At 53.1% G+C, this 20,752-nt stretch carries 22 protein-coding genes; 6 read left to right on the top strand and 16 right to left on the bottom strand.

Features of this window, described 5'->3' with window-relative positions; genetic code table 11:
- Positions 1 to 7: 7 nt before the first annotated feature.
- Complete coding sequence (locus Q0P59_RS00940) at positions 8 to 670, bottom strand: SOS response-associated peptidase (RefSeq protein ID WP_295002520.1); 663 nt, start codon at positions 668 to 670, stop codon at positions 8 to 10.
- Positions 671 to 1,059: 389 nt separating this feature from the next.
- On the opposite strand from Q0P59_RS00940, the gene Q0P59_RS00935 reads away from it, so the two are divergent.
- On the top strand, positions 1,060 to 1,542 hold the full coding sequence (locus tag Q0P59_RS00935) for a hypothetical protein (RefSeq protein WP_153151383.1): 483 nt from the start codon (positions 1,060 to 1,062) through the stop codon (positions 1,540 to 1,542).
- Between the two features lie 150 nt (positions 1,543 to 1,692).
- Here Q0P59_RS00935 and Q0P59_RS00930 read toward each other — a convergent pair whose 3' ends face one another.
- The 4 genes from Q0P59_RS00930 to Q0P59_RS00915 are packed head-to-tail and all read right to left on the bottom strand — an operon-like array spanning position 1,693 to position 5,381.
- On the bottom strand, positions 1,693 to 2,397 hold the full coding sequence (locus Q0P59_RS00930; protein WP_153151384.1) for an ABC transporter ATP-binding protein: 705 nt from the start codon (positions 2,395 to 2,397) through the stop codon (positions 1,693 to 1,695).
- Position 2,398: 1 nt separating this feature from the next.
- Positions 2,399 to 3,592, bottom strand: a complete 1,194-nt coding sequence (locus Q0P59_RS00925; protein WP_153151385.1) for an ABC transporter permease — start codon at positions 3,590 to 3,592, stop codon at positions 2,399 to 2,401.
- On the bottom strand, positions 3,589 to 4,779 hold the full coding sequence (locus Q0P59_RS00920; protein WP_295002516.1) for an efflux RND transporter periplasmic adaptor subunit: 1,191 nt from the start codon (positions 4,777 to 4,779) through the stop codon (positions 3,589 to 3,591). Before Q0P59_RS00920 ends, Q0P59_RS00925 begins: the two co-directional genes overlap by 4 nt.
- The gene (locus Q0P59_RS00915; RefSeq protein ID WP_295002514.1) at positions 4,776 to 5,381 is read right to left on the bottom strand and encodes a TetR/AcrR family transcriptional regulator; all 606 of its coding nucleotides are present in this window, start codon (positions 5,379 to 5,381) and stop codon (positions 4,776 to 4,778) included. Before Q0P59_RS00915 ends, Q0P59_RS00920 begins: the two co-directional genes overlap by 4 nt.
- 241 nt (positions 5,382 to 5,622) lie before the next feature.
- On the opposite strand from Q0P59_RS00915, the gene Q0P59_RS00910 reads away from it, so the two are divergent.
- Positions 5,623 to 6,324, top strand: coding sequence for a Crp/Fnr family transcriptional regulator (locus tag Q0P59_RS00910; protein WP_295002513.1), 702 nt, complete (start codon positions 5,623 to 5,625; stop codon positions 6,322 to 6,324).
- Between the two features lie 178 nt (positions 6,325 to 6,502).
- Here the strand turns inward: Q0P59_RS00910 and Q0P59_RS00905 are convergent, their stop codons facing one another.
- On the bottom strand, positions 6,503 to 7,393 hold the full coding sequence (locus Q0P59_RS00905) for a LysR family transcriptional regulator (protein ID WP_295002511.1): 891 nt from the start codon (positions 7,391 to 7,393) through the stop codon (positions 6,503 to 6,505).
- Positions 7,394 to 7,488: 95 nt separating this feature from the next.
- On the opposite strand from Q0P59_RS00905, the gene Q0P59_RS00900 reads away from it, so the two are divergent.
- Positions 7,489 to 8,418, top strand: a complete 930-nt coding sequence (locus Q0P59_RS00900) for an AEC family transporter (protein ID WP_295002509.1) — start codon at positions 7,489 to 7,491, stop codon at positions 8,416 to 8,418.
- A gap of 4 nt (positions 8,419 to 8,422) precedes the next feature.
- The gene (locus Q0P59_RS00895) at positions 8,423 to 9,256 is read left to right on the top strand and encodes a class I SAM-dependent methyltransferase (protein WP_295002507.1); all 834 of its coding nucleotides are present in this window, start codon (positions 8,423 to 8,425) and stop codon (positions 9,254 to 9,256) included.
- 302 nt (positions 9,257 to 9,558) lie between these two features.
- Here Q0P59_RS00895 and Q0P59_RS00890 read toward each other — a convergent pair whose 3' ends face one another.
- Positions 9,559 to 9,906, bottom strand: coding sequence for a hypothetical protein (locus Q0P59_RS00890; RefSeq protein ID WP_295002505.1), 348 nt, complete (start codon positions 9,904 to 9,906; stop codon positions 9,559 to 9,561).
- A 304-nt stretch (positions 9,907 to 10,210) separates the two neighbouring features.
- On the opposite strand from Q0P59_RS00890, the gene Q0P59_RS00885 reads away from it, so the two are divergent.
- Positions 10,211 to 10,801, top strand: coding sequence for a YigZ family protein (locus Q0P59_RS00885; protein WP_295002503.1), 591 nt, complete (start codon positions 10,211 to 10,213; stop codon positions 10,799 to 10,801).
- Positions 10,802 to 11,067: 266 nt separating this feature from the next.
- Entirely contained in the window at positions 11,068 to 11,244 is a 177-nt protein-coding gene (locus Q0P59_RS00880) for a hypothetical protein (RefSeq protein WP_295002501.1), read from the top strand.
- Between the two features lie 8 nt (positions 11,245 to 11,252).
- Here the strand turns inward: Q0P59_RS00880 and Q0P59_RS00875 are convergent, their stop codons facing one another.
- From Q0P59_RS00875 to Q0P59_RS00835, 9 genes are all read right to left on the bottom strand, one after another.
- Positions 11,253 to 11,765, bottom strand: coding sequence for a hypothetical protein (locus Q0P59_RS00875; RefSeq protein WP_295002499.1), 513 nt, complete (start codon positions 11,763 to 11,765; stop codon positions 11,253 to 11,255).
- Positions 11,755 to 12,666, bottom strand: a complete 912-nt coding sequence (locus Q0P59_RS00870; RefSeq protein ID WP_295002497.1) for a Mu transposase C-terminal domain-containing protein — start codon at positions 12,664 to 12,666, stop codon at positions 11,755 to 11,757. Before Q0P59_RS00870 ends, Q0P59_RS00875 begins: the two co-directional genes overlap by 11 nt.
- A gap of 106 nt (positions 12,667 to 12,772) precedes the next feature.
- A complete protein-coding gene (locus Q0P59_RS00865; protein WP_295002495.1) occupies positions 12,773 to 13,837 on the bottom strand; it encodes an HNH endonuclease in 1,065 nt (354 codons plus the stop codon).
- Positions 13,838 to 14,218, bottom strand: a complete 381-nt coding sequence (locus tag Q0P59_RS00860; RefSeq protein ID WP_295002492.1) for an HIT family protein — start codon at positions 14,216 to 14,218, stop codon at positions 13,838 to 13,840.
- A 518-nt stretch (positions 14,219 to 14,736) separates the two neighbouring features.
- Positions 14,737 to 15,153: a thermonuclease family protein gene (locus Q0P59_RS00855; protein ID WP_295002490.1), complete on the bottom strand. Its 417-nt coding sequence runs from the start codon at positions 15,151 to 15,153 to the stop codon at positions 14,737 to 14,739.
- 194 nt (positions 15,154 to 15,347) lie between these two features.
- Positions 15,348 to 16,517, bottom strand: a complete 1,170-nt coding sequence (locus Q0P59_RS00850) for a hypothetical protein (protein WP_295002488.1) — start codon at positions 16,515 to 16,517, stop codon at positions 15,348 to 15,350.
- Between the two features lie 131 nt (positions 16,518 to 16,648).
- Positions 16,649 to 18,394 (bottom strand): hypothetical protein, encoded by a 1,746-nt coding sequence (locus Q0P59_RS00845; RefSeq protein WP_295002486.1) that lies wholly within the window; start codon positions 18,392 to 18,394, stop codon positions 16,649 to 16,651.
- A gap of 2 nt (positions 18,395 to 18,396) precedes the next feature.
- A complete protein-coding gene (locus tag Q0P59_RS00840) occupies positions 18,397 to 19,203 on the bottom strand; it encodes a hypothetical protein (RefSeq protein WP_295002484.1) in 807 nt (268 codons plus the stop codon).
- Entirely contained in the window at positions 19,200 to 20,642 is a 1,443-nt protein-coding gene (locus Q0P59_RS00835; protein WP_295002482.1) for a hypothetical protein, read from the bottom strand. The genes Q0P59_RS00840 and Q0P59_RS00835 overlap by 4 nt, the downstream gene beginning before the upstream one ends.
- Positions 20,643 to 20,752: the final 110 nt, after the last annotated feature.

Below are 20,752 nucleotides of genomic sequence, written 5' to 3'. Positions count from 1 at the left end.
AGCAGCCTCAAAGAAGCGATTGCTGGGGCTGCTCTCCAAGCAGGTTGTCCGCGGGAAACTGACGCAAAAAATCTCTACTCTGATTGGCTGGCGCGCTCAGCCAGGCTTCGTAGTCATGCTCACTCAGAATAACGACCATCCGCTTCTCGTCTTCCGACTTGTGGTACTGCCGCATGAAGGGGTGGTCGTCTGCATTGATGGTCAGCATCGTAAAGCTATGGGTTATATCGCCGGTCGGCGGCTTCCATACAGACCACAGGCCAGCGATACCCATCGGCTTGCCATCCGCCCGTGTGATGCGGGTTGGTACCGCTTTACCGGAGCGCCAATCTGGCTCGTAGATAGCCTCAGCAGGAATGATGCAATGCCGGGCTAGACGCCACGCGTCTCGATAGCTGGGTTTCTCGTGAACGGTTTCCGAGCGGGCGTTGTATGTCCGTCGGGCGATGGTGGCATCTTTTGACCAATGCGGAATAAGGCCAAAGGAGCCGACCAGCAGCTCACGAAAAGGAACGGCTTCATCACCGACATCGGCGAACTCGTGCTTGCGAACAAATGGACCGTGGTAGCCTGGCCAAAGACTGGTTTTCAGACCCGAAGGAAGGTCCTCGACACCAAAATAGGTGCGCAGCCGCGCTGGGTCTGTTTGTGGGTCGTAGTGGGAGCACATGGCACCAGAATAACAAAACTGCAAATGCTCGTCTGAGTTGACCGCCCAAACTCATCGATGTGACCTAAAGCCATTGGCCGTATCCGGCCATGAGCGGACGGTCGCCTGTCTTTATCAGCAGCCATTTGAATGACTGGTTAGCAGCCGATACCCGCCGCAACGCCTACACGATAAACTCTGATACATCAGTTCCTTAAGTATCGCTCAGTGCATAACAAAAATTGAAAGAATAACCAATATGGGTTATGCCAAGGATGCTTGAACTTGGGCTGAAAATATCTTCGGTAGGCGGACTCAACAAGCAACGGAAACCCGTCTTGGCTTTAAGCTTGCGTTAAGATTAGTTGACTATATTGGTTGGGTATTGCACCCATGAAATAGGAGACCCGATGAAAACCATATTCGCCGTAGTTCTGACTGCCATTGCGCTTGGAGCTTCGCCCAATATCCTCGCAGCTGAAAGTGCCGCACACAACCATAGCCATGGGAGTGTCGAACCGACAAAGCTCCACCTTAACGTTGGAAAAAAATGGGCAACTGATGAGCCGCTGCGTCAGGCTATGAACGACATCAATCAAGCGATGGCGAAGGCAATACCGGCGATTCACAAGAATCAATACGGCAACGACGACTATCAAGCATTAGCGACGACAATCAGTGAAAAGGTGGCCTATGCAATTCAGAATTGCAAACTCGAGCCCCAGGCTGATGCGATGCTTCACTTGGTTATTGCAGACCTGATGGAAGGCGCCGAGACCATGAGAGGAAAAACTTCAAAGTCGCGCCACGATGGCGCGGTGCAAGCACTTGAAGCTCTGAAGGCATATGGAAAATATTTCCAGCATACGGGTTGGAAAGCCGCCAAAGGCTGAAGAATCATGATGCGCCAGGGATGAACTCTGATTAACTAGTCATCTGCAAATGGTTAGCCACCAATACTTGCGGCCAGGAGAGGCGGGCAAAACGGGCGCAGCATCTGATTTCGCTTGAAATAGGGCATTGTCTGCCCGCCTATCTGAGACTCAGCTCAGAGCCTGGCCTTTTTCTTCAAAGGTTTTGCCATCGCGAATGTGGTAAATCCGCTTGAAGGTAGGAATGATTTTCTCATCGTGGGTCACCACGATGATGGCCGTATTGAACTGCTGCGCCATCTGGTTGAGGATGCGCACGACACTCAAGGCGCGTTCGCTGTCCAAAGGTGCGGTCGGCTCATCGGCGAGGATGACGGGCGGCTGATTCGCCAGGGCCCGGGCAATTGCCACGCGTTGTTGCTCCCCTCCCGACAGTTGCGATGGCTGGGCCTTGGCGCGGTGCCCGACATCAAGCGCTTCAAGCAACTCGAGTGCACGCTTTCTCGATTCCCCATTCGGTCTGCCTGCCAGCATGGGTAACAGGGCCACATTGTCGATGACATCGAGGAATGGAATCAGGTAGGGGGCCTGAAATACGAACCCGATTCGGTCGCGGCGCAAGGCGCGCAGGTCCGGAATCTTCCAGCCATTGTCGTAGATGACCTCATCACCCAGGGTCATCTTGCCGGTTGTCGGCTCAATCACCGCGCCCAGGCATTTGAGCAAGGTGCTTTTTCCGGAACCAGAGGGGCCAATCAAGCCAACCACCTCACCTGGGGCGACGGTCATATTGACATCTTTCAAGGCGTCGACTGCGGTATCGCCCTCACCGTAGCGCTTGCTCAAACCTTCGATACGAATGCCGAAACCGTCCATCTCATCCTCCAATGGCGGTGGCAGGGTCTACGTGCAGGGCAGCCCGAATCGCCAACGTGCTTGCCAGCGCACAAATAACCATGACCACGACAAAGCCGCGCGCAGCATCGCCGGGCTCCAGCAGAACATACTTGGGAAAGAATGGCGCCCATACGGTTGCCGAAACCTTGCCAACCAGAAAGCCGATAAGCCCCAGGCCCAGCGCCTGCTGAAGAATCATGCCGGCAATGGTCCGGTTACGCGTGCCTATCAACTTCAACACGGCAATCTCACGAATTTTGCCCAAGGTCATCGTGTAAATGATGAAAGCGACGATGGCCGCGCTGACCACCGCGAGAATGACCAGAAACATCGCGATTTGTTTGGCAGAAGTAGCAATCAGCTTGGACACCAGAATTTCTTCCATTTGAAGCCGGGTGAAAGCCTGCAAGTGCTTCCAGCGCCTGACTTCATTTGCGACGGTCTCGGGGTGACTTCCTGGAGACACCTGGACCAGCACGGCATTGACGTTGCGATTCGCGTTCTGCGATGCCTGGATGGCCTCGAGCAAACCCGGCACGCCCGGGCGATTCAATGTCGGATTGGCCGTTGTTCTTGCCCGCTCATTGAGGATGGCATCGTTGTCCTTCAGGAACTGTGCCTCCTGTGCATCCTTCAGCGGAATGAAGACCATGGGGTCGCCGCCGGACGAAACCATGCGTTTGGTCAGGCCGACGACCCGGTAGTCGTGCCGACGAATCCGAATGCTATCGCCCAGTTGGAACCCGGTTTTGACGTCGGCGACGGCCTCGTAATGGTTACGGGTAATGTGACGTCCGGCAATCAGGTAGCCGGGCTCTCCCGGCTGCCCTGGCTCGAAACCTACAACCATCGCACGCACATCGGTATTGTCCAGACGAACCTGCATGGTCAGATAAGTCACGTTGGCGGCGCGAGCCACGCCCGACAGGCTGAGCATTGAACGGTACACGTCATCATGGATGCTCGAGGACTCCGCATAAGGCCCCTGCGTGTCCTGCTGAACGACCCACAAGTCAGCGCCACTGTTGTTGAGCAGCGCCTTGGCATCATCGACCATACCTCGATAAACTCCGGCCATGGTCAGCGTCACGCCAATCAGCAAGCCAAGACCGATTCCGGTCAACACGAACTTCGACCAGGAATGCAGGATGTCGCGCCCGGCCAGACTTATCACTGGCGTTGTCCTGCCAGTTGTTCGACAACTTTGACACGGCTACCTTCAGACAGCTCGCGCTCGCTGAAAACGATGATTTCGTCACCTGCGCCAAGTCCTTCCAGTACCTGCACCGCACCATCCAGGGTGCTGGTGCCGAGTTTGATGGCGACAAAGACGGGCTTGCCATCGCGTAGTTTCCAGACACCAGAACCCTCAGGCATTTGTTTGATGGCTGCATTGGGCAGTGTCAGGCCAGATTGATTGGCTGCCGTTTGAACGGTCACCTCGGCCATCTCGCCAATGCTCAGGCCAGGAGGAATCTGGTCGAAGGTAATCAGGGTGATGCGCTCCTCGGTCACGCTGTCACTGACCGGTTCAATCCTGACTACCTTGCCGGTTAATGGCATTCCCGGATTGCTGCGCAGGGCAATGCTTGCGGCTTGTCCAGCAGCCAGGCCGCGGGACCGCCCCTGGTCCAGCCGGACCTTGACCCAGAGACTGCTGGGCTCTATCAACTTGAGCACTGATTGCCCTGCAACGACTGTCGAGCCAGCTTCAGCATCACGGCTGGTCAGCACGCCGTCAACGGGTGCGACCAGGCGCAGGTTATTCCGTTGCTGCCGCAAAGCATCCTGGTCAGCCTTCAGGCGGACGACCTCCTGCCGGGCGCTTTGCAGGTTGGCTTCGCTTGCATCGACGGCTGCCTGAGCCGATGTCAGTTCCTGTTGTTTGCTTTCAACAGCGCTCGGGCTGACGAAATGTTTGTCGCCAAGGTCGCGATAGCGCTTTGCATTCAAGCCGGCAACCGTCTGGCGGGCCAGAACATCCTTGCGCTGAGCGTCAGCCGCCAAAACCGCGCTGGATGCCCGAGCGTACGAGGCATCAAGGGAACGGAGTCGTTCGTCCAGGTCAACAGGGTCGATTTCTGCCAGCAGTTGTCCGGCCTTGACGTGTTCGCCCACATCGACATGAACTGCTTTGACGCGACCAGCCGCCGTTGGGCCAATAAAATAGCTGCGTCGCGCTTCGACCGTGCCAATACCGAACAGGGATGACGACAGGCTCCCGGTTTCGACCCGAGTGATGGTGACCTTGGTTGGCGCCAGTGGGCCTGACCGGGCGACGACAAAACCAAATCCGAGCAGAAGAAGCACGGCAAAAGCCACCAGGCCAAACTTGCGGCTGAGAAAACCATTTAGCTTCATGACTTGACCCCAAGGGCGGCAAGATAAAGGTCCAGAACGCCGACCGCCTGTAGCTCCATCTGCTCAGTGTGTCCGCTGAGCATGGATTGAATGACCAAGCCCTGAATGGCCCCAAGGAACAGGGCTGCCGCCGCTGCGCAATCGGCATTGGCGCGAATCAACTTCGCCTCAATAGCCGCGGCCAGGGTTTGGGAAAGGGTTTGCCGATAGCGCTGCATGATTTGCTGAACCCGCTGCTTGACGGGTGATGAAGCAGGTTGCTGAAGCTCGCCAAAAATGAGACGAGGCGCTCCGGGGTGTGCTTTGGCAAAGCCGACGTGAGCCATGAACATGGCCTTGAGGGCAGTCAGCGCATCAGGGGAGCGCTCCTTGGCAGCCAGTAGTTCGAACATCAAATGCTCATCTATCCATTCGACCACGGCCAGGCGGATAGCTTCCTTGGTGGCGAAGTGCCGAAAAAGTGCTCCCTGACTAACCCCCATGGCTTTGGCAATGTCCGTCGTCGTAATGTCTGCGGGGCTGCGCTCGGCTGAAAGCCGAACCATAGTGGCGATGATTTCTGCCTGGCGTAACTCTGTGGATTGACGAGGGTTTATAGACATGGCCGCTTGTAAGTAATAGATTACTAACAAGTATAGGCGACCAATTCATATTTTCCTAATATGCTTTGCGTAGAGTGCAACCGACGGGGTCTTTCGCTCACCTGGTTGTTTTTCATGACGCCCGCGCATCAAGCAAATTCAAGAGCGTTCGCCACAATGTTACTAGAAAAGCGAATGCCAGATTCAATTTTGATGCAAATCAAACTATGATAGGCGAATTGTCGTTTGTCTCGGGACGAATATGCGCGACCACAAGTCAATTAGCCTCGAAAGCCACCTGGCTCACTTGCCCCTGTTTGCTGGCATGGCTGCCAGCGATATCGAACACATTGCCAGTTGCTCCAAGCTTATCCACGCGCAAAAAGGCGATGTACTCTTTCGTGCCGGAGATGCTTGTACGGGCTTTCATCTTCTGGTTTTCGGCCAGGTCAAACTTGCATTCACATCCTCTCAGGGCAACGAGAAGATTGTGGAAATAATTCAGCAGGGTCAAAGCTTTGGCGAAGCCATTATGTTTTTGGACCGGACCTATATTGTCTTTGCTCAAGCGCTGCAGGATTCGATGCTGATTCATGTCCCCAAGGCTGCCATCCTGAATGAGTTGGAACACGACTACGAATTCACTAGGAAGATGTTGGCGGGGCTGGCAAAACGCACTCACGACTTGATGACGGACGTCGAAGCGTACTCGTTGCAATCAGCCAAACAACGAATTATTGGATATCTGATGACCCAGGTGCCTCAGGCAGCAATAGACTCAGACAAACTGGAGTTTGAGCTCACTGCAGGCAAAGGGGTCATTGCCTCACGCCTCAACATCACCCAGGAACACTTTTCCAGAGTTTTGCACGACCTGGCGGATAGCGGGCTGCTCGAGGTGCATGGCAAGAAAATTCGGATTCCGAGCGTGTCCAAACTCCTCAAAACTCAAGACAACCCGTAGCCGAGCTTGAATGACTGGTCGTACTTGATTGCAGCCGTGCTGCCTGAGAACAGTAATCGGCAGCAATGGGTCGAGGGCTGCCCTACGTTACGGCAACCAGTTGGCATCAGGCAGTTCCCGGCCAGAAGCGGAAGTTCGCCCCATCGGCAAAGCCGTCATTTGAACGGCCGGTGTGCCCCTAAGCCAGCCCACCAAAAGCACGTGCACATTCCAGAAACCGCGCCAGGCAAGGACTGTCGTTGCCCGCTGCCCATATAACCCCCTGCTCAACCATCCGAGTACCGGATACCGGCAGGAATTTTGCCCCGGCCAGTCGCATCTTGCTCATCGACTGGGGAACCAATGACACGCCGAGTCCTTCTGCAACCAGATTGACGATGCTTTGTTGCAGATGGGTTTCCAGTCGAATACGCGGTTCGAAGCCATGTTCGCGGCAGCACCCAATAACCAGTTCATGGAGCGCCGGTGCCGTGGTCGCCGGGAAGGTGATGAAAGGCTCTCCAGCCAGGTCACTAACCGCAATTTCATCGCCTTGCGCCAAACGATGGTCGCTCGGCACCACAGCACATAGCGGCTCGGTGTGCACAGCCAGGTATTCCAGTCCCGGCGGCCGCTGCCATGGAAAGGCAATGCCCACATCCACGTTGCCCGACATCAATGCATCGTTCAGCTCCTTGGGTAGTACCTCGCTCAACTGAACATCAGCCTGCGGAAAAGCATCGCTGTAACGCTTAATCAACGGTGGAAGCACGCTCCACGCTGCAGCCATAGTGAAGCCGACGCGCAGCACGCCAAGCTCGCCGCGTTCAATGGCCTGAGTGCTGCGCACCGCCGTATCCAGCCCGGCAATGATGCGCTTTGCCTGCTCGTGGAAATGTCGACCGGCGGCGGTCAGTTCGACCAAGCGCGTCGAACGCTTCAGCAGCGAGACGCAGAGCTCTTCTTCCAGGGCCGCCACTTGCCGGCTGAGGGGGGGTTGCGAGATGTGCAACAGCGTGGCGGCACGGCCGAAATGGAGAGTGTCGGCCAAGGTCACGAAGTAGCGGAGCTGGCGAAGGTCGATTGTCATTGATACGTTTTCCGTATTTATTTATCGAATATATAGCATTGGACGGTATTTATTGGAAATCCTAAGCTGTGCTCATTCCCGATGCGAGCGCGCCTATGTCTTCCATCATCAATGTCGTCTTGCCTGTTTTCGGTCTGATACTGGCCGGATATGTCTGTCGGCGTACTGGGCGCCTGGGCGAAACCGCCTCCGCTGAACTCAATCGTTTCGTCGTTTGGCTGGCGCTGCCGGCGCTGCTGTTCAAGGTGACCGCTACATCCACCTGGGAACAAATCTGGCAGCCTGGATTCGTTGCCTCGGTCTGTGCTGGGTGTGTATTGGTTTTCGTGGTGACGGTTATTTACCGGATGCGGCAACTGCGCCGCCTGGCCGACGCCAGCATCGATGGGCTGAGCGCGGCCTACGCCAATACCGGTTTTCTCGGCATTCCCCTTTGCGTGCTGGTGCTCGGCGATGAAGGTTTATTGCCGGCCATCATCGCCACGCTGATTGTGGCTTGCCTGCTGTTCGCGGTCGGCATCATCCTGGTTGAAATCAGCTTGCAGGAGGAGAAGCATCCACTGCGGGCCGTCTTCAAGGTCAGCAAATCCCTGGCCACAAATCCTTTGCTCATCGCGCCCTTGCTCGGTGGAGCCTGGGCCGCGAGTGGTTGGACACTGGCCCCCGCCGCAACGCAGTTCCTTTCCTTGCTGGGGATGGCGGCAACGCCGTGCGCCCTGGTTTCCCTTGGCCTATTCCTCGCCCAAAAGCAGGAAGGCCGGCGCGACGGCACGGTCGGGCTTGTTGCCGCAAAGCTGGTGCTGCAACCGCTGGTAACCGGGTTCTTTGCCTTTCGTGTCTTCGAGCTACCGGCTTTATGGGCCAATTCCGCCTTGCTGCTCAGTGCCCTCCCGACCGGAACTGGGCCGTTCATGCTGGCGAGCTTTTACGACCGGGAAGCTGCGCTGGTGTCCCGCGTCATCCTGCTAACCACCGTAGGTTCGCTGGTGACGATTTCCGCTTCCCTCTACCTGCTCGGGCTGTAAGCGAATGACTGACTGCAACGCCGCTCACCCCGTTTCGCTGTCCAATCACCTCATGGCGTTTGGCATACATGTCCAGTCTGACTGCACGAGCCCGATGCCAGAGCTACGACAGCTAAAGCGCCTTGAACAACTGTCGCGGCCGTTGAATAAAGGTCGCCCCAAAAAGGCCGATGTGGTCGCGTTCTATGAGTTTCTGGCCAGTCCTCGCCTGGCGAGTTGGGGACACTCCAACAAGGCGGATGCTATCCGCGTCACGGGGGAGTTCGTTCTTCAGGAGCTCGAAGGAGAGCGCATTCTCGATATTGGTTGCAACATGGGCTACTTGACTTCCTGGTATGCCCGGCAGAACCCGGCAGCCCGGGTGCTGGGTATCGACCTTTCTCCCTCCTGCATCGAGTCGGCACAACGCCAGGCAGTGAAACTCGGTATCACCAACCTGAGGTATGCCGTTGCCGATGGTGCGCGCTTTTTCCCTGACCAGCAGTTCGACAGCATAGTGGATACCCAGGGCATGATTGATTCACAAACCGATACAGCGACGCTGGCGAAGATACTCTCCTGGCTCAAACCCAATGGGAAATTGATTTGTGTTCCCGCGCTTGGCACCCTGACGAAGTTCTCCGCGTTTCTTGATGCTCTGGCCCCGTTACATGTCCAGATAACCACATACAACTGGCTGACCTTCTCTGCCGGGGCGAATAAAGGCGCCTACCCGGCGATGGTCATTCGCCAGGATGCGACCGAATCCAAGCTTTCCCGGGAAGAGCTCGTCGCGGAGTATCAGCTTGGATTGCTGGATTTCCGGCAGCAAAATCAACTTGAGCGGAATTGTGCATAGCTGGCTGCTGGAACCCAGAACCTGACGTTCATCGCCCTGAGTCACCAAGGGCCGCTAAGGGTCGAGTGCCGCCCTAAAGCCACTATTCAAATTGCATCAGGTGGTTGCCGGCCACCATAGGACATTCGGCCGAAGCCCAAACAATGTGCTTCCTGGTTATCCGAGACTGGGTTTGATTCGGTGTTTCATGTGGACCTGGGGCCGAGTGCGCCCTACTACTTCGGGTTGCTGGCGCAGCGGCCAATGGTTTGAGACATGAAATAGAAAAGGCACCGGTTGCCACCGATGCCCTTATTTAACGCTTAGCGGTTCCGTCCCGGGCCCATACCACCACCAGGACCCATTCCACCCATACCGCCGCCCGGCCCCATGCCGCGACCTTGTCCACCTCCTTGAGCAGGCGGCGTATCCGGCAAGGTCACGCCTTGTTCCTTGGCGCGCAATTGCATCTGTTCATGATGTTGCAGCCGGACTTGCTCACGTTCTTCAGCAGTTTTAGCGGCCTGCATCTTGTTGCGGTGCTCTATGCGCTCCTGATTGGTCATCAGTTGGCTGCCGTAAATCGGGGCATCAGCGGCAAAGGAAGCAGCAGATGCCATCAAACCCAGTGCGATAGCAGACAGGGTAATTTTCAAGGTGTTCTTGGTCATTTTGCTCTCCCAAACGGTTAATTCATCAAGGCTATGAATACCTACAACCATCATGACGAGGTGTTTTCCTATCCCGTCACTTCAGTTATAGCCGCTATTGCAGATAAATCCGGCGCTGCAACAAATAGTTGCAATTGGCGTAAGGATGAGCGGCTGTAGTCTGCTTTTGAAAAGGAAGCAGACGTTAACAATGGGAGTGTCGAATGACAGCAACGGTCAATTCGAGCCAGTTATCAGCGCGTGACAGAAAGGCTTCCTGCTGTTGCCTGGCGAATGCCCCGGGACTGATTTACCCTACGGGCCTATGCCCCAAAGCATTTCATCCGCCGTCGAGAGCGAACTGCTCATCAAGAAAAGCCGGTTCCTCGGCTGCGTTCAGCCCGTACCTGACCGGGCCAGCGCCCAAGCCATTGTTGCCCGCCTGCGAGAACAGCACCCGGGTGCCGCACATGTCTGTTGGGCCTTGATGGCCGGCGGCCATTCCGCGGCGGTCGACGATGGCGAACCGAGTGGCACCGCCGGGAAGCCCATGCTCGAGGTACTCCGCCATCAGGACCTAGAAGGCGTACTGGCCACAGTGGTTCGCTACTACGGCGGTATCCAGTTGGGGGCTGGTGGGCTGGTTCGTGCGTACACCGATTGTGTGGCGCAGGCGCTGAAGAGCGCGACCAAGGTTCCTATCGTCAAAGTCAGAACGTTGCACTGTGCTGTGCCCTACGCGTTGGAAGGGTTGCTGCGGCGAGAGATAGAGAACGCGGGGGGCGCCTTGCTCAGCGTCCAGCACGGTGACCTAGTAACGTTTGCCTTCAGCTTGGCAGATACCGCCGCCGATGCCCTGGTGGCTCATCTGAACGAAGCTGGTCAAGGCCGAATTTCCTGGCAGGAGAACGCTTAACCCAAGCTCCAGAAAGGCGAAAGCCCCGCCGGGGGAGTGCGGGGCTTTCAAGGCGGCCGATTCAGGGAGGGGGAGAGGTGGCCGCCTAGGCTGTTGGGGTTCAGCGCATGGATGTAATTTACGGGGGGCTCCCTCTAAGCTCAAGTAACTGATTGCAACAGCGCGTATCGGTTCGTTGAGCGGTTAGATTCAACGCGTTTGGCATACAGTATTGCCCCTTGCTGTGTACTGTATAGAATTACAGTATTCAACTGTAGGAGCACGCCATGATTCGTATTGTCTGCCCTGGCTGCCACAGCCCGCTTTCCAGCGCCGAACTTGAGCAAGCCACGATTGATGGGCATCTGAGCCTTGTTTGCCCTGAGTGTTCGATGGTGTTGCTGACTGAGCCGCTCGACGAGCACCTGACCCAGCAACCTGTTGAGGTCCCGTTGCATGCTTGAATCCGTTGCTACGGTACCTGATAGAAGTTGATATCCGGATGGAAAATTACCTCGGGAATGCGGGCCAGAATGCGACGAAGCGCTGTCGTTTTACCCATCCCGGGGATGCCGAGGAGGCTGCCGGAGAGCTGAGCGGTTAGCTGGCCAATATTGGCCTGGAAAGTCTTGCCAGCCTTTTGCTGCTCATAGAGCTTGTTGAAAACGGCGTGAGACGCCGCTGTACGGGGTGCCCGACCGACATAGCCCTGGCGCATCATGGCATCGAGGCCTTGAGCCAGCTTCAGATGCCGGTCCATTGGGAGCATGAAATTGCCCAGCTGAGCAATCATCTGAAGCCGCTCACTGGCCGACCAGCTACGCTGTTCCTCGGAAAACTCCGGGACACAGAAAAGAGACCTTAACAACGCCTCGTCATCTTCGGTAGGTGGTAAAGCCTCAATTAACGGGTTCCCACGGTACTGGGGAATGCGTTGTGGGGTGTAGCGTGCTTCGACAGCAAATTCATTGGTTTTAGTTTCCATCGAGGAGGTCCTGGTAGAGGTCTTTACGTGACTTAGGTTGCGCGCTGGCTGGGCGTGGCGGTAGCATCGGAATGACCGCCGCACTGTCTGTGGCTGGTGGTGGTATCGATGCCGCTAACTGCGCAGCCTCCTGGCGTTCAGTTCTTCGGGCATCTGTTCTGGCTGCGACCGTGTCCTTCTTGCGTGCGCTACGTGACTTGCCTTTCGTTGCCTCCTTGGTCTTTGCTTTTGCGTCATCAACCAGTGGTTTCGCCACAGCGTTGAAGTCGGCTTCAAGCTGGCGTTTGGTATGTTTGCCTTCGTGGCGGATAACGTTTTTTTGGTACAGCAGGCCGCTAACTTCGGCAAAGCTCAGGCCGGCGTACTGGCGGCAACGCTCTTGAAGAAAGGCAACGAAATAGCCATCAGGATGGCTGGCGTCATGAACGTAAATGGTGTCGACCAGGCGTAGGTCATACGACACTGTTTTCTTGAAGCGCCCATCACCTGCAATAACGAACCAGCCGTTTTTCATGGCTTCCGGGGCGGTGTAATAGCAGTCACCAACCTGGATGCCATGCCGGCTAACGCTAGCCTCGGTTTGGGGAAGCAATGCAAAGCGGATGTCGGCTTCCGAGTATCGGGTGAGCAGGCCTGCGCGTTCCCGAACTTCAATATTCCAAATGTTGATGGGAATCGGCTGGAGGCCGTTGAGGATGTGGCGGTTGTCCATCGGGTTGTTGGCCAGCGGTGTTTTGTTTTGCTGTATGACCTTCAGGAGTATCAAACGGGTGAATTCCTTGAGAGTCATTGCGGCATCCTGGGAGCGGTCGAGTATCTGACGCTCTCCAAAATCTTCTGGCGGCATGTATACGACCGACGCGGTCGTATTCGTCCATGGCAGCTCGAATTGCTGCCGCATCTTCGATGTCGTGAATGCTCATGCGCGCTCTCCCACAAGGATGACCAGGTTACCCGATGTCATAGCGATATGATTGCTATTGTTCGAAACCTTGGAGAGCGAGGGTTTAGTTTTGAGCGAAACAGTCGACGTAGGTCGTGTCGATTGGGGTGTAACTATTGGCACGGACCCAAGCTTTGGCCTGGCTGGCCATTGCGCTGGTATAGGCCCACTGGCTAACGTGTTTTGCAGTTTGTGAGTCGGTTACGAGACCGGCATTGAGGCCAATCTCGGTCAGCGCATCGTGCTGCCGCATTATCCGCTCCAGCCACCGTTCTAAATGAACGCGGGCTGCTAACGTATCTGACTTGCTACGGTTACAGCTGGGATGCGCCAAAACAAAATTGTGGGCTAAATCCCGTGGGTATTGAGCAAATGGAATGAAGTGGTCGACATCCGCCGTTGAGAGGGTGTGTCCGCAATAGAAGCAGCGGGCACCCTCGAGTTTTCGAAGACCTTGCCCCATGACCTCCAAAGACTGTCGAGACGCAGAGAACAGAAAACTGTCGAGGTCGTCGGCCTCACCAAGGATAGGTTGGTTAAGCCGGTTCGCTTTGATATGGCCAATCCAATGTGAGCGGGCAAGTTGTTGTATCAAGGGGTAGAAGCGTCGTAGGCAATAGGCAACACCGCTTTTGAGGCGAATCTTTCCTGAGCCAAAGCGCTCGTACAGAAACTCGTCAGTTCCTCCACCAAAGTTCTGTAAGTAGGTAAGGGGCTGGGCTGACACCGTTTGCGAAACGGTGGTCAGCAAGGCTCGGAAGTCTGGATGGGCGCTTGCGAGTTGGAGGGAGGAGAGGCCAGTTCTTTCTCGGAATGCGGAGATAGCCGAGACAACGGCGGCCTGGGTTCCGTGATTCTGGATGAGGATGGCTGCACCGTTGCTGTTCCGATTGCCATATGGAAGGCAATGCTTCCAGTAGAGGCTGATGAAGCGTACGCCAAGTTGTCGGTTTGTCAGCACCAGTTCCTGGCTTGTATCGTTCCCCAACTCGACAGCAAGGTCTGCCAGCGAGATAAGCAGAGCGAATTTGTACGTCGCGGTGAAATCACCCTCAGCGAAAAGGCGCTGCAGTTTGCCGAGAAACTGAAGTTGGGTTTCTGCAGACGGGGCGGACGTTGAAGAAACCACTTAGCGTTTGGTCCAGTAGTCTGCTTTTTCTGGGATAACCCAGCGGACACCTCCCCTGGCATCTGGTACATCGCCCTCATATCTGGGAATCAGGTGCAGATGCAGGTGGGGGACGGTCTGTCCCGCAGCAGCTCCATCATTGATACCGATGTTGAAGGCGTCGGGCTGGTACTTTTCCTCAATGACTACCTTTGCTTTGTCTAGCAAGGCCAACATGGCGATGCGCTCCTCGGCGCTGACCTCGAAGAAAGAACCAACGTGTCGCTTCGGGATTATCAAACAGTGGCCAGGGGATACCGGAAATCCATCATAAATCCAGACGGCGTGGTCGTTTTCTTCAACAATGCGCTCAGGCGGCAGTGTGCAAAAAGGGCAGGTCATAGGTCAGCTTAGAACGACATTCAGCCAATTATGCCAAGTGACAACAGCAAGTGGAGTTTTTGCCCAGAATTTCTTAATCTGCGGCATTCCCATGGTGGCATTGGGTTGCCGGTGCCGTTGAAAGAGGCAGATATCAGGGCTGTTGTACGGTCTGTGGCCAAATGACTATGGAGCCAATTTTCTGATGCGGTGTTTCGCAAAATCCAACGCGCCCGTGGTCGGCGTAGAGGAGAAAAGCGACGCCGTGGCTCGCTGGCAGAGCAAATGCCATGACGAGTTTTGGGAATATCGCGTTGCACTTACTTCAATCGTAAGAAGTCCGCCCTGCTTCCAGAGCAGGTTGAACTCGAGCCATATTAGATACCAGCAGACATGGCACCGAGGTTGGTCGAGCAACATCCATCAACGGATAGTGGCAGACAAGGAATAAGCTACAGACGTGTGGTGGGGTTGAGACAGCAGGCGGCTCTATTCACTGCCTAAATGTTTGTATGGTGATTCGTTTCTATGGCAGGCAATTATCTGTGATGGCGAAAATCCCAGGGGGGTGTAGGGTTTTGGTCTTTCCATAATCCTCGCCTTTTTAATTTGGCTTCCTCTTCTGCTTGGGCATACGAACCTCTATCGGTCATAGATTGTTCGTTTGCATATCGCTTGTAGTGCCAAGCCATACCGGAGGTAATTTGCGTCAAGTTGACGTCTTTGTTTCCAAGGAAAACCTTACCGATTATCCGACCATATCGGTCCGATTTGCTCCATTCAATTAAAACTTCCCTGCGAAAGACTAGGTCGGCAAGTTGTTGCTTTGACTTTTCTCCAAAAGCTTGCCGTTTTTCTGGGGCATCGATTCCTGCCAATCGAATTTTGTGTTGAATCCGGCTGCTATCTATAAGCGTAATCGTATCGCCATCTGTGATTTCTATCACTTCACCCATTAATGTTGCGGCGTTGGAAGCGTTTGCTGCTATGCAGCCTAGAGCTAGGAGGAGCCTAATGGTGAGGCGAAACTTACCAGTTATTCTTGAAATACTCTGAGCAGACCGTATCCGCACTAGTTTATTAATTGGTTTGTAGGGGACAGTGAATATCGGTTGTTCCCCGAATATGTTTTCATGCTCATTGGGTGGCATTAGCGGCGTGCCTCTGTCTTGTAAAAATAATTTTCAACCATTAGCCGGGCCCTATCTGATTGGACTGCATCATTAATTGAGCTTTTGAGCTGGACATAATGGCGGCACTCAGGGTCTTGCTTCTTACTCCAATTGAAAATTCCTTGAACGTTTCTCACAAAGTCTTGATGGCTGTACGGACCCGCTAGCATCTCGGAAATTCCTGGAAGTGCTAATGCAGCAGCCTCGCGTCGAGCTGGCCAAGCAGGGGTGGCAACGATGGTATCGGGCCTAATTTCGATAGCGAAAAGGAACTCAACTTTGCCTGTTTCATCAGCCCAGCAAGGGGGGAAATCCCTGCCCCCTCTTGCATCTAGCCTATTTTTCAAGAAAGCAACTTGACCCCGAAGGTCAGTGTTTTCCTTCCGAAGAGTCTCTGGGCTCGTGCCATTCTTTGAAATGTCTTGGTAGCGTTTTGCATCGGAGACAATGTCATGGATTGTTTGTTGCTCTTCTCCCAAACGAAGTTCTTTGTCTAATATCTTTTTGATTTGGGTTTTTAACTCACTAGCCACAGTTATAGCTTGTTTTACTCTTTCAACAGCAAGTTTGTTCAATTGTTCTTTAGGGAGTTTTGGTAATTGCTGTTTTGTATTCGCTAATTCATTGCCTTTTTTGGTTTCTTCCTGCTTGGAGGAGGAGGCTGTATCCGCTGGTTTTGTAGGAGTTGTTCTCTCAGCTGTAATCATTTGCCGTACCTGTTCTTGGAGTGCGAGGGCGGATTCAATTTCGTCCTTGGCGATATCACCCCGACTTTCCTTGGCTGCATTCTCGAGTTGTTGTTGTAGCTCCGTTAGTGCCGTCAACTTTGCGTCTAGGTCATCAACCTTTTTCTTAAGCTTGTCACGCTCTTCTCGTATGGTGTTAGCCGCGATGAGTTGAGTGATTACTTCGTCCGGATTGGCCTTGGTGTTGCTTCGTACTGCTTTGCTAAGCGCCTCCTTGGCTTCGTTTAAGGAATTTGCTGCGCTCTCAGTAGATTGCACATTTGCGAGAGCTGCCTCAGCGGCCATCCTTTCCGATTGTTCTTTAAACACGAGATAGCCGAGTAAAAGCAGAAGGATGAAAACTATTGTGAAAGCGATTTCAGTTAATGAAAGCTGAAATACTTGGTCATTTTTTTGGGCCACGCAAAATCCTTATCGCTTCCCATTTGGAGGTGGAGGGAGTTAGTCAGCAAAGAACAATAGGTCGTTGCATCGACTAGTTGGTGCGAATGTAACTCCCGTAAATTAGCTAATTGGTGTTTTTAATTTCTTCATCAATTGACTTCTGCCGGTTTGGGCTCCATCAAAGATGCACCAAGGGTAGCGGGGGCAGCAATTTGAGCAGAGCTGGGTAGGTGCTCTCCTGCCATCGGTGACATTTCTACAATGACTTTGACGTCTTTGATTTGTTCAGCAACTTTTTTCAAATCAGCACTCTGGTCGCGCAATGCCGAATCTAGGGTGGAAAACTGATGAACTATGGCCTGAAGTTGCCCAATGGCGTCCTCGACTTTTCCTATGGCCGTGCCAGCTTGAAGCCCTAAGGAAGTCAATTGTTGAATGGCTTGTGCATCAGCGCTGGCGATGCCATTTAGACGGCTAACAATTTTCTCAGACGCTTCTACGTTATCGCTTAACTTTGTGATTAGTGTGTAATTTGATGCATGACTTGCGTCGAGCCGAGAAACGATAGCGTTAACTGCTGCGTTTGCTGCATCTGAATTTGCAGCAAGTTTCTGGGCTAAGGTTTCGCTCGCTGTTAGTCTGCTTCGTGTGTCTGCATCCAGTTTTTCAGCAATCATTGTGGTGGATGCATTGCTTGTCTCAAGTTTTCCGGATACTTCCATTAACGAACGAACCAAGCTATTACGTGTTTCTTGGCCTTCGCTAGTGAGTGCCGAGACATGAGTTACCAAGTCTTTAGCGGCTATGTTTCCGGCATTAATTTCGGCCAGGGTAGAAGTGAGGGTCGTATCCAAGTTGCTCAGACTTCCTGCCAAGTGCGCTAGCGTTGATAGCTGACCTTGTGCTGAATCCAGAACTGCTTGTTGCTGGGCAGTTAATTTCAGTACGGTATCCAGCGAAGCATCAACGGTATTTGCCTTTTCACGAAGCTTCTTCAGGGTAGAGCCAAGGACTGTGGATGATTGTCCAACCTCCGTAGACGCTTGTTTAATCTGATTGGAAATGTCGGCCGCACTTTCACTTATTTGAGCAAGCGGGGCCTGTAGCTGTTTAGCAAAATAATCGTCAGGGAACGTTGTTGTCTTTAGACGAGTGGTAACGGCATCAGCGAATGCAGTAACTTTAGCCTCAATACTAGAAAGGTTAGCCCGCATGCCATCAGAGTATCCGTCAACGGATTCAGCGAGATGGCGGCTGGCAGTTTTTACCTCGCCTAGTGCTAAAACGAAGGCATTCTGGTTCTGCGTCGTCAGCTCAGTGAAGAACTCGGTGAGTTTGTTTGCATGGTTCATCGACAGGTTTTCAATTTGGAGATTCACCCTCTCGACGGTGGATTTCGCTGCTGAGTCGACCTGCGACTCGAAGTCTCGAAGTCGCTCAAGGGCTATAGTCAATTGCTCAGTGAATTTCCGAGTGGCATCCAGAACAGCGTCTTCAGCGTCTTTGATTGCGTCATTAATGTCCTGTCTAAAGCTTACCAAATAAACTCGAACGCCAAGACCAAGGACAGTGCTTACCATCGCAGCGCCAAAACGTACAGCGATGTCTTGGATTCGCGTACCAATATTGGGCAAATCGAACAAGCTGAAAATAATCGATGTGATAGTGAAGATAAAACCAAGGTAATAGCATGTATCTGCGAATTTTTCGTCGCTTACATCAGTATCCTTGCGGAAATAGCCGAGGACGATATAGGCCACCATTACGAGAAGGGGTAGCGCAAATCCCAAGCTCCAAGGCATTTGCAGATACCAACCAATGAATGCGGAGGTTACCTTTAGGATTAAGGCTACTACGAATAACTTTTGAACTTGTATTTTGGCGATTGAATTCATCTTTAGCCTTCTAAGGGGCGGACAGCTACTATGCGGGCACCAGCCTTTTCGAAATAATCTTCCCAGAACTTCAAATTGCGCTTCGTCTGAAGTTGGGGGCTATTCATCAGGTAATGGATTTCGATTTCACCGCCACGCAAATCGGCCTGAGCTTTCTTTCCATAGTCAGTGGTAGCAAAGTTGGCAAAATCAATACTGCCCCGATACATACTAAATTGCGGGGTGTTGTGAAGCATGTCCGACAAGATGATAAGGCGCCGTTCCCCTCTAACATCATGCTTTCGGAAGGCATTAATACCCACAAGCTGCATCATCTCGAAAATAGGTGACGTCTTTGCAGACTGCGTTGATACGAGAGCTTCAGTTTGTTTTACTAGCGGTCCAGCAAAGCGTTCTTCATATTGGCGCCTTAGCTTTTTCAGATTGGCAGACCACTCACTTTTCTCTGCGCCTGTCCCTGGATTGCATAGCTCAGCAATTGGAGCAGCAGTTTCTCTGAAGTCCTCGCCAAGCACGAAAACAGAAAACAGATAACCTTCCGGTATGCGTTTTTCAATAAGCTCATGAACAATAACTGAGAATGCTTGTTTTTGAGTAAATGTTAGTGGGTCCGTCTTGTCGACTAATAGAACATAATGACCTTTTGCACCGTCCTTAGGACACAAAGTATCTGTGTCGAGTCCTTGAGGCTGCGAAATAATGGCGTACGCTATACCACCAATTATCCCAATCAACACAAGGAAGAGTGTGGCGCCTAGAAGCAAATCATTATTGCGCCGTTTGCGTGCTCGTCGTCCAAGTTTTGTCATGATTGGTTTTCCTCTGATGGGAAATGGATGTCTAACGGTTTAAGCCGGTCAAATTGTTGGTTGAACGCAGCCTGAATCCGAGCGCGTATATCTTCTATTTCTGCTAGAAGACGGGCAACAAGCTCCTTTTGATTGAATAGGGCAGCTTCATCTTCGTTAGTTGCAAAGTCGATTTCCTGGATTGGCTGTAGTTCGGGTTGCCGGTCGAAATACTCAGGAGGAGGGAGACCTTTCCTATGGAGTTGGTTTTCTGTCCGGAACTTGCTGAGCAAAGCGTTGAGAGAGTGGTCTGCATCCTGGATGGCATTGGCGAGTCTCGAGCCTGCCATCTTCTTGTCGTTGATGGTGTCTGCGAATTTTGCCAACGAAACTTGAGATTGGTTCGCTACCTTGTCGAGGGACTGTAGTTCTTCGTCCTTCAGTTCCTCAAGTTCACTGCGAAGTCCAGCGAGCTCGTCCTCGTAGTCATCGATGGCCTCAATGGTTCGTCTCGTTAGAGAGCCGTAACGTGGATAGAGGTCATCACTGGTCAGTCCATCAATCAGAGCTGCTATTCCAAAGGCAATACTGATTCCGAGAAGGGTCCAGGAAAACATGTCGTGTAAAGAGAATGGATGCGCCAGCATCGAGTCGAGAGCAGCCTTGCCTGGGTCAATAGCCTCAGCGATTAGCGCATCTCGATAATGGGCGATTCCCAAACCAACTGTGGACATCGTGAGCAATGATGCCGCAACGGAGAATCCCCCTACTGTTTTCCAACCGAACGATACGTGGTTGATATATCGGACAGGGAATTTACCGAAAAAGAAAGCAACGACGACGTTGAACGCAGCAAGAATGCCGGCAGTGACAAAGCCGCCCACTAATCCTGAGTCGAGACCGAGTGCAAAGAATTTCGCATTGCACATGCCCTCAACGACGATAAGCAGGAGCAGAATTACGATTCGAACAAAAGTTCCTGTTGCTGTTGGGTAATGCGCATCTCGGAACAGCTTGTTTTGTTCCCTAAATGATGCTAACTCGGATTTTTTTCTTTTAGCAGTCTCACCAAGACTTCGAATAAGACTGTCTTGTTCTGATAGGAGCGCGCTCGCCTTACGCTCAAACTCTTTGTCCGCCTGGCTTGCACGATTAGCGTCTTGGGTAATGTTTGTCCGAGCCAAGTTCTGACTGAGAACGTTTAGTCTTAGGACAGCCCAGTCCACATAGTCTTGTCGAGCCTTCTCGACCCGTTGGACGATTGCTGCTTCTGGTCCTGATAGAACCTTAGAATTTGGTGCCGGAAGTCCGCCTTCCCCCAGTCTTGCAGCCTCTGCGACTAAGTTAAGTTCTCGAGCAATTTTGTCGACATCAATGGGGTAGAGGTCTGGATGAGCTTTTCGCGGCCCTCTTGCAACTGACGTGGTGAGCCAGGCCCAAAATTTCTTTAACAATCCCATGGAATCCCTTGTTCTATTTTTTCTGCCGAATCAGAAGCGTCAATGCTAAGTTAGCAAGACCGATATTTTGCCTTCGGTATGCTAGAAAACAATGTGAAATGGATAGTGTT

This window comes from uncultured Dechloromonas sp., assembly GCF_945957265.1.
GTDB lineage: Bacteria > Pseudomonadota > Gammaproteobacteria > Burkholderiales > Rhodocyclaceae > Azonexus.
This window is presented reverse-complemented; position numbering and strand designations above follow the sequence as displayed.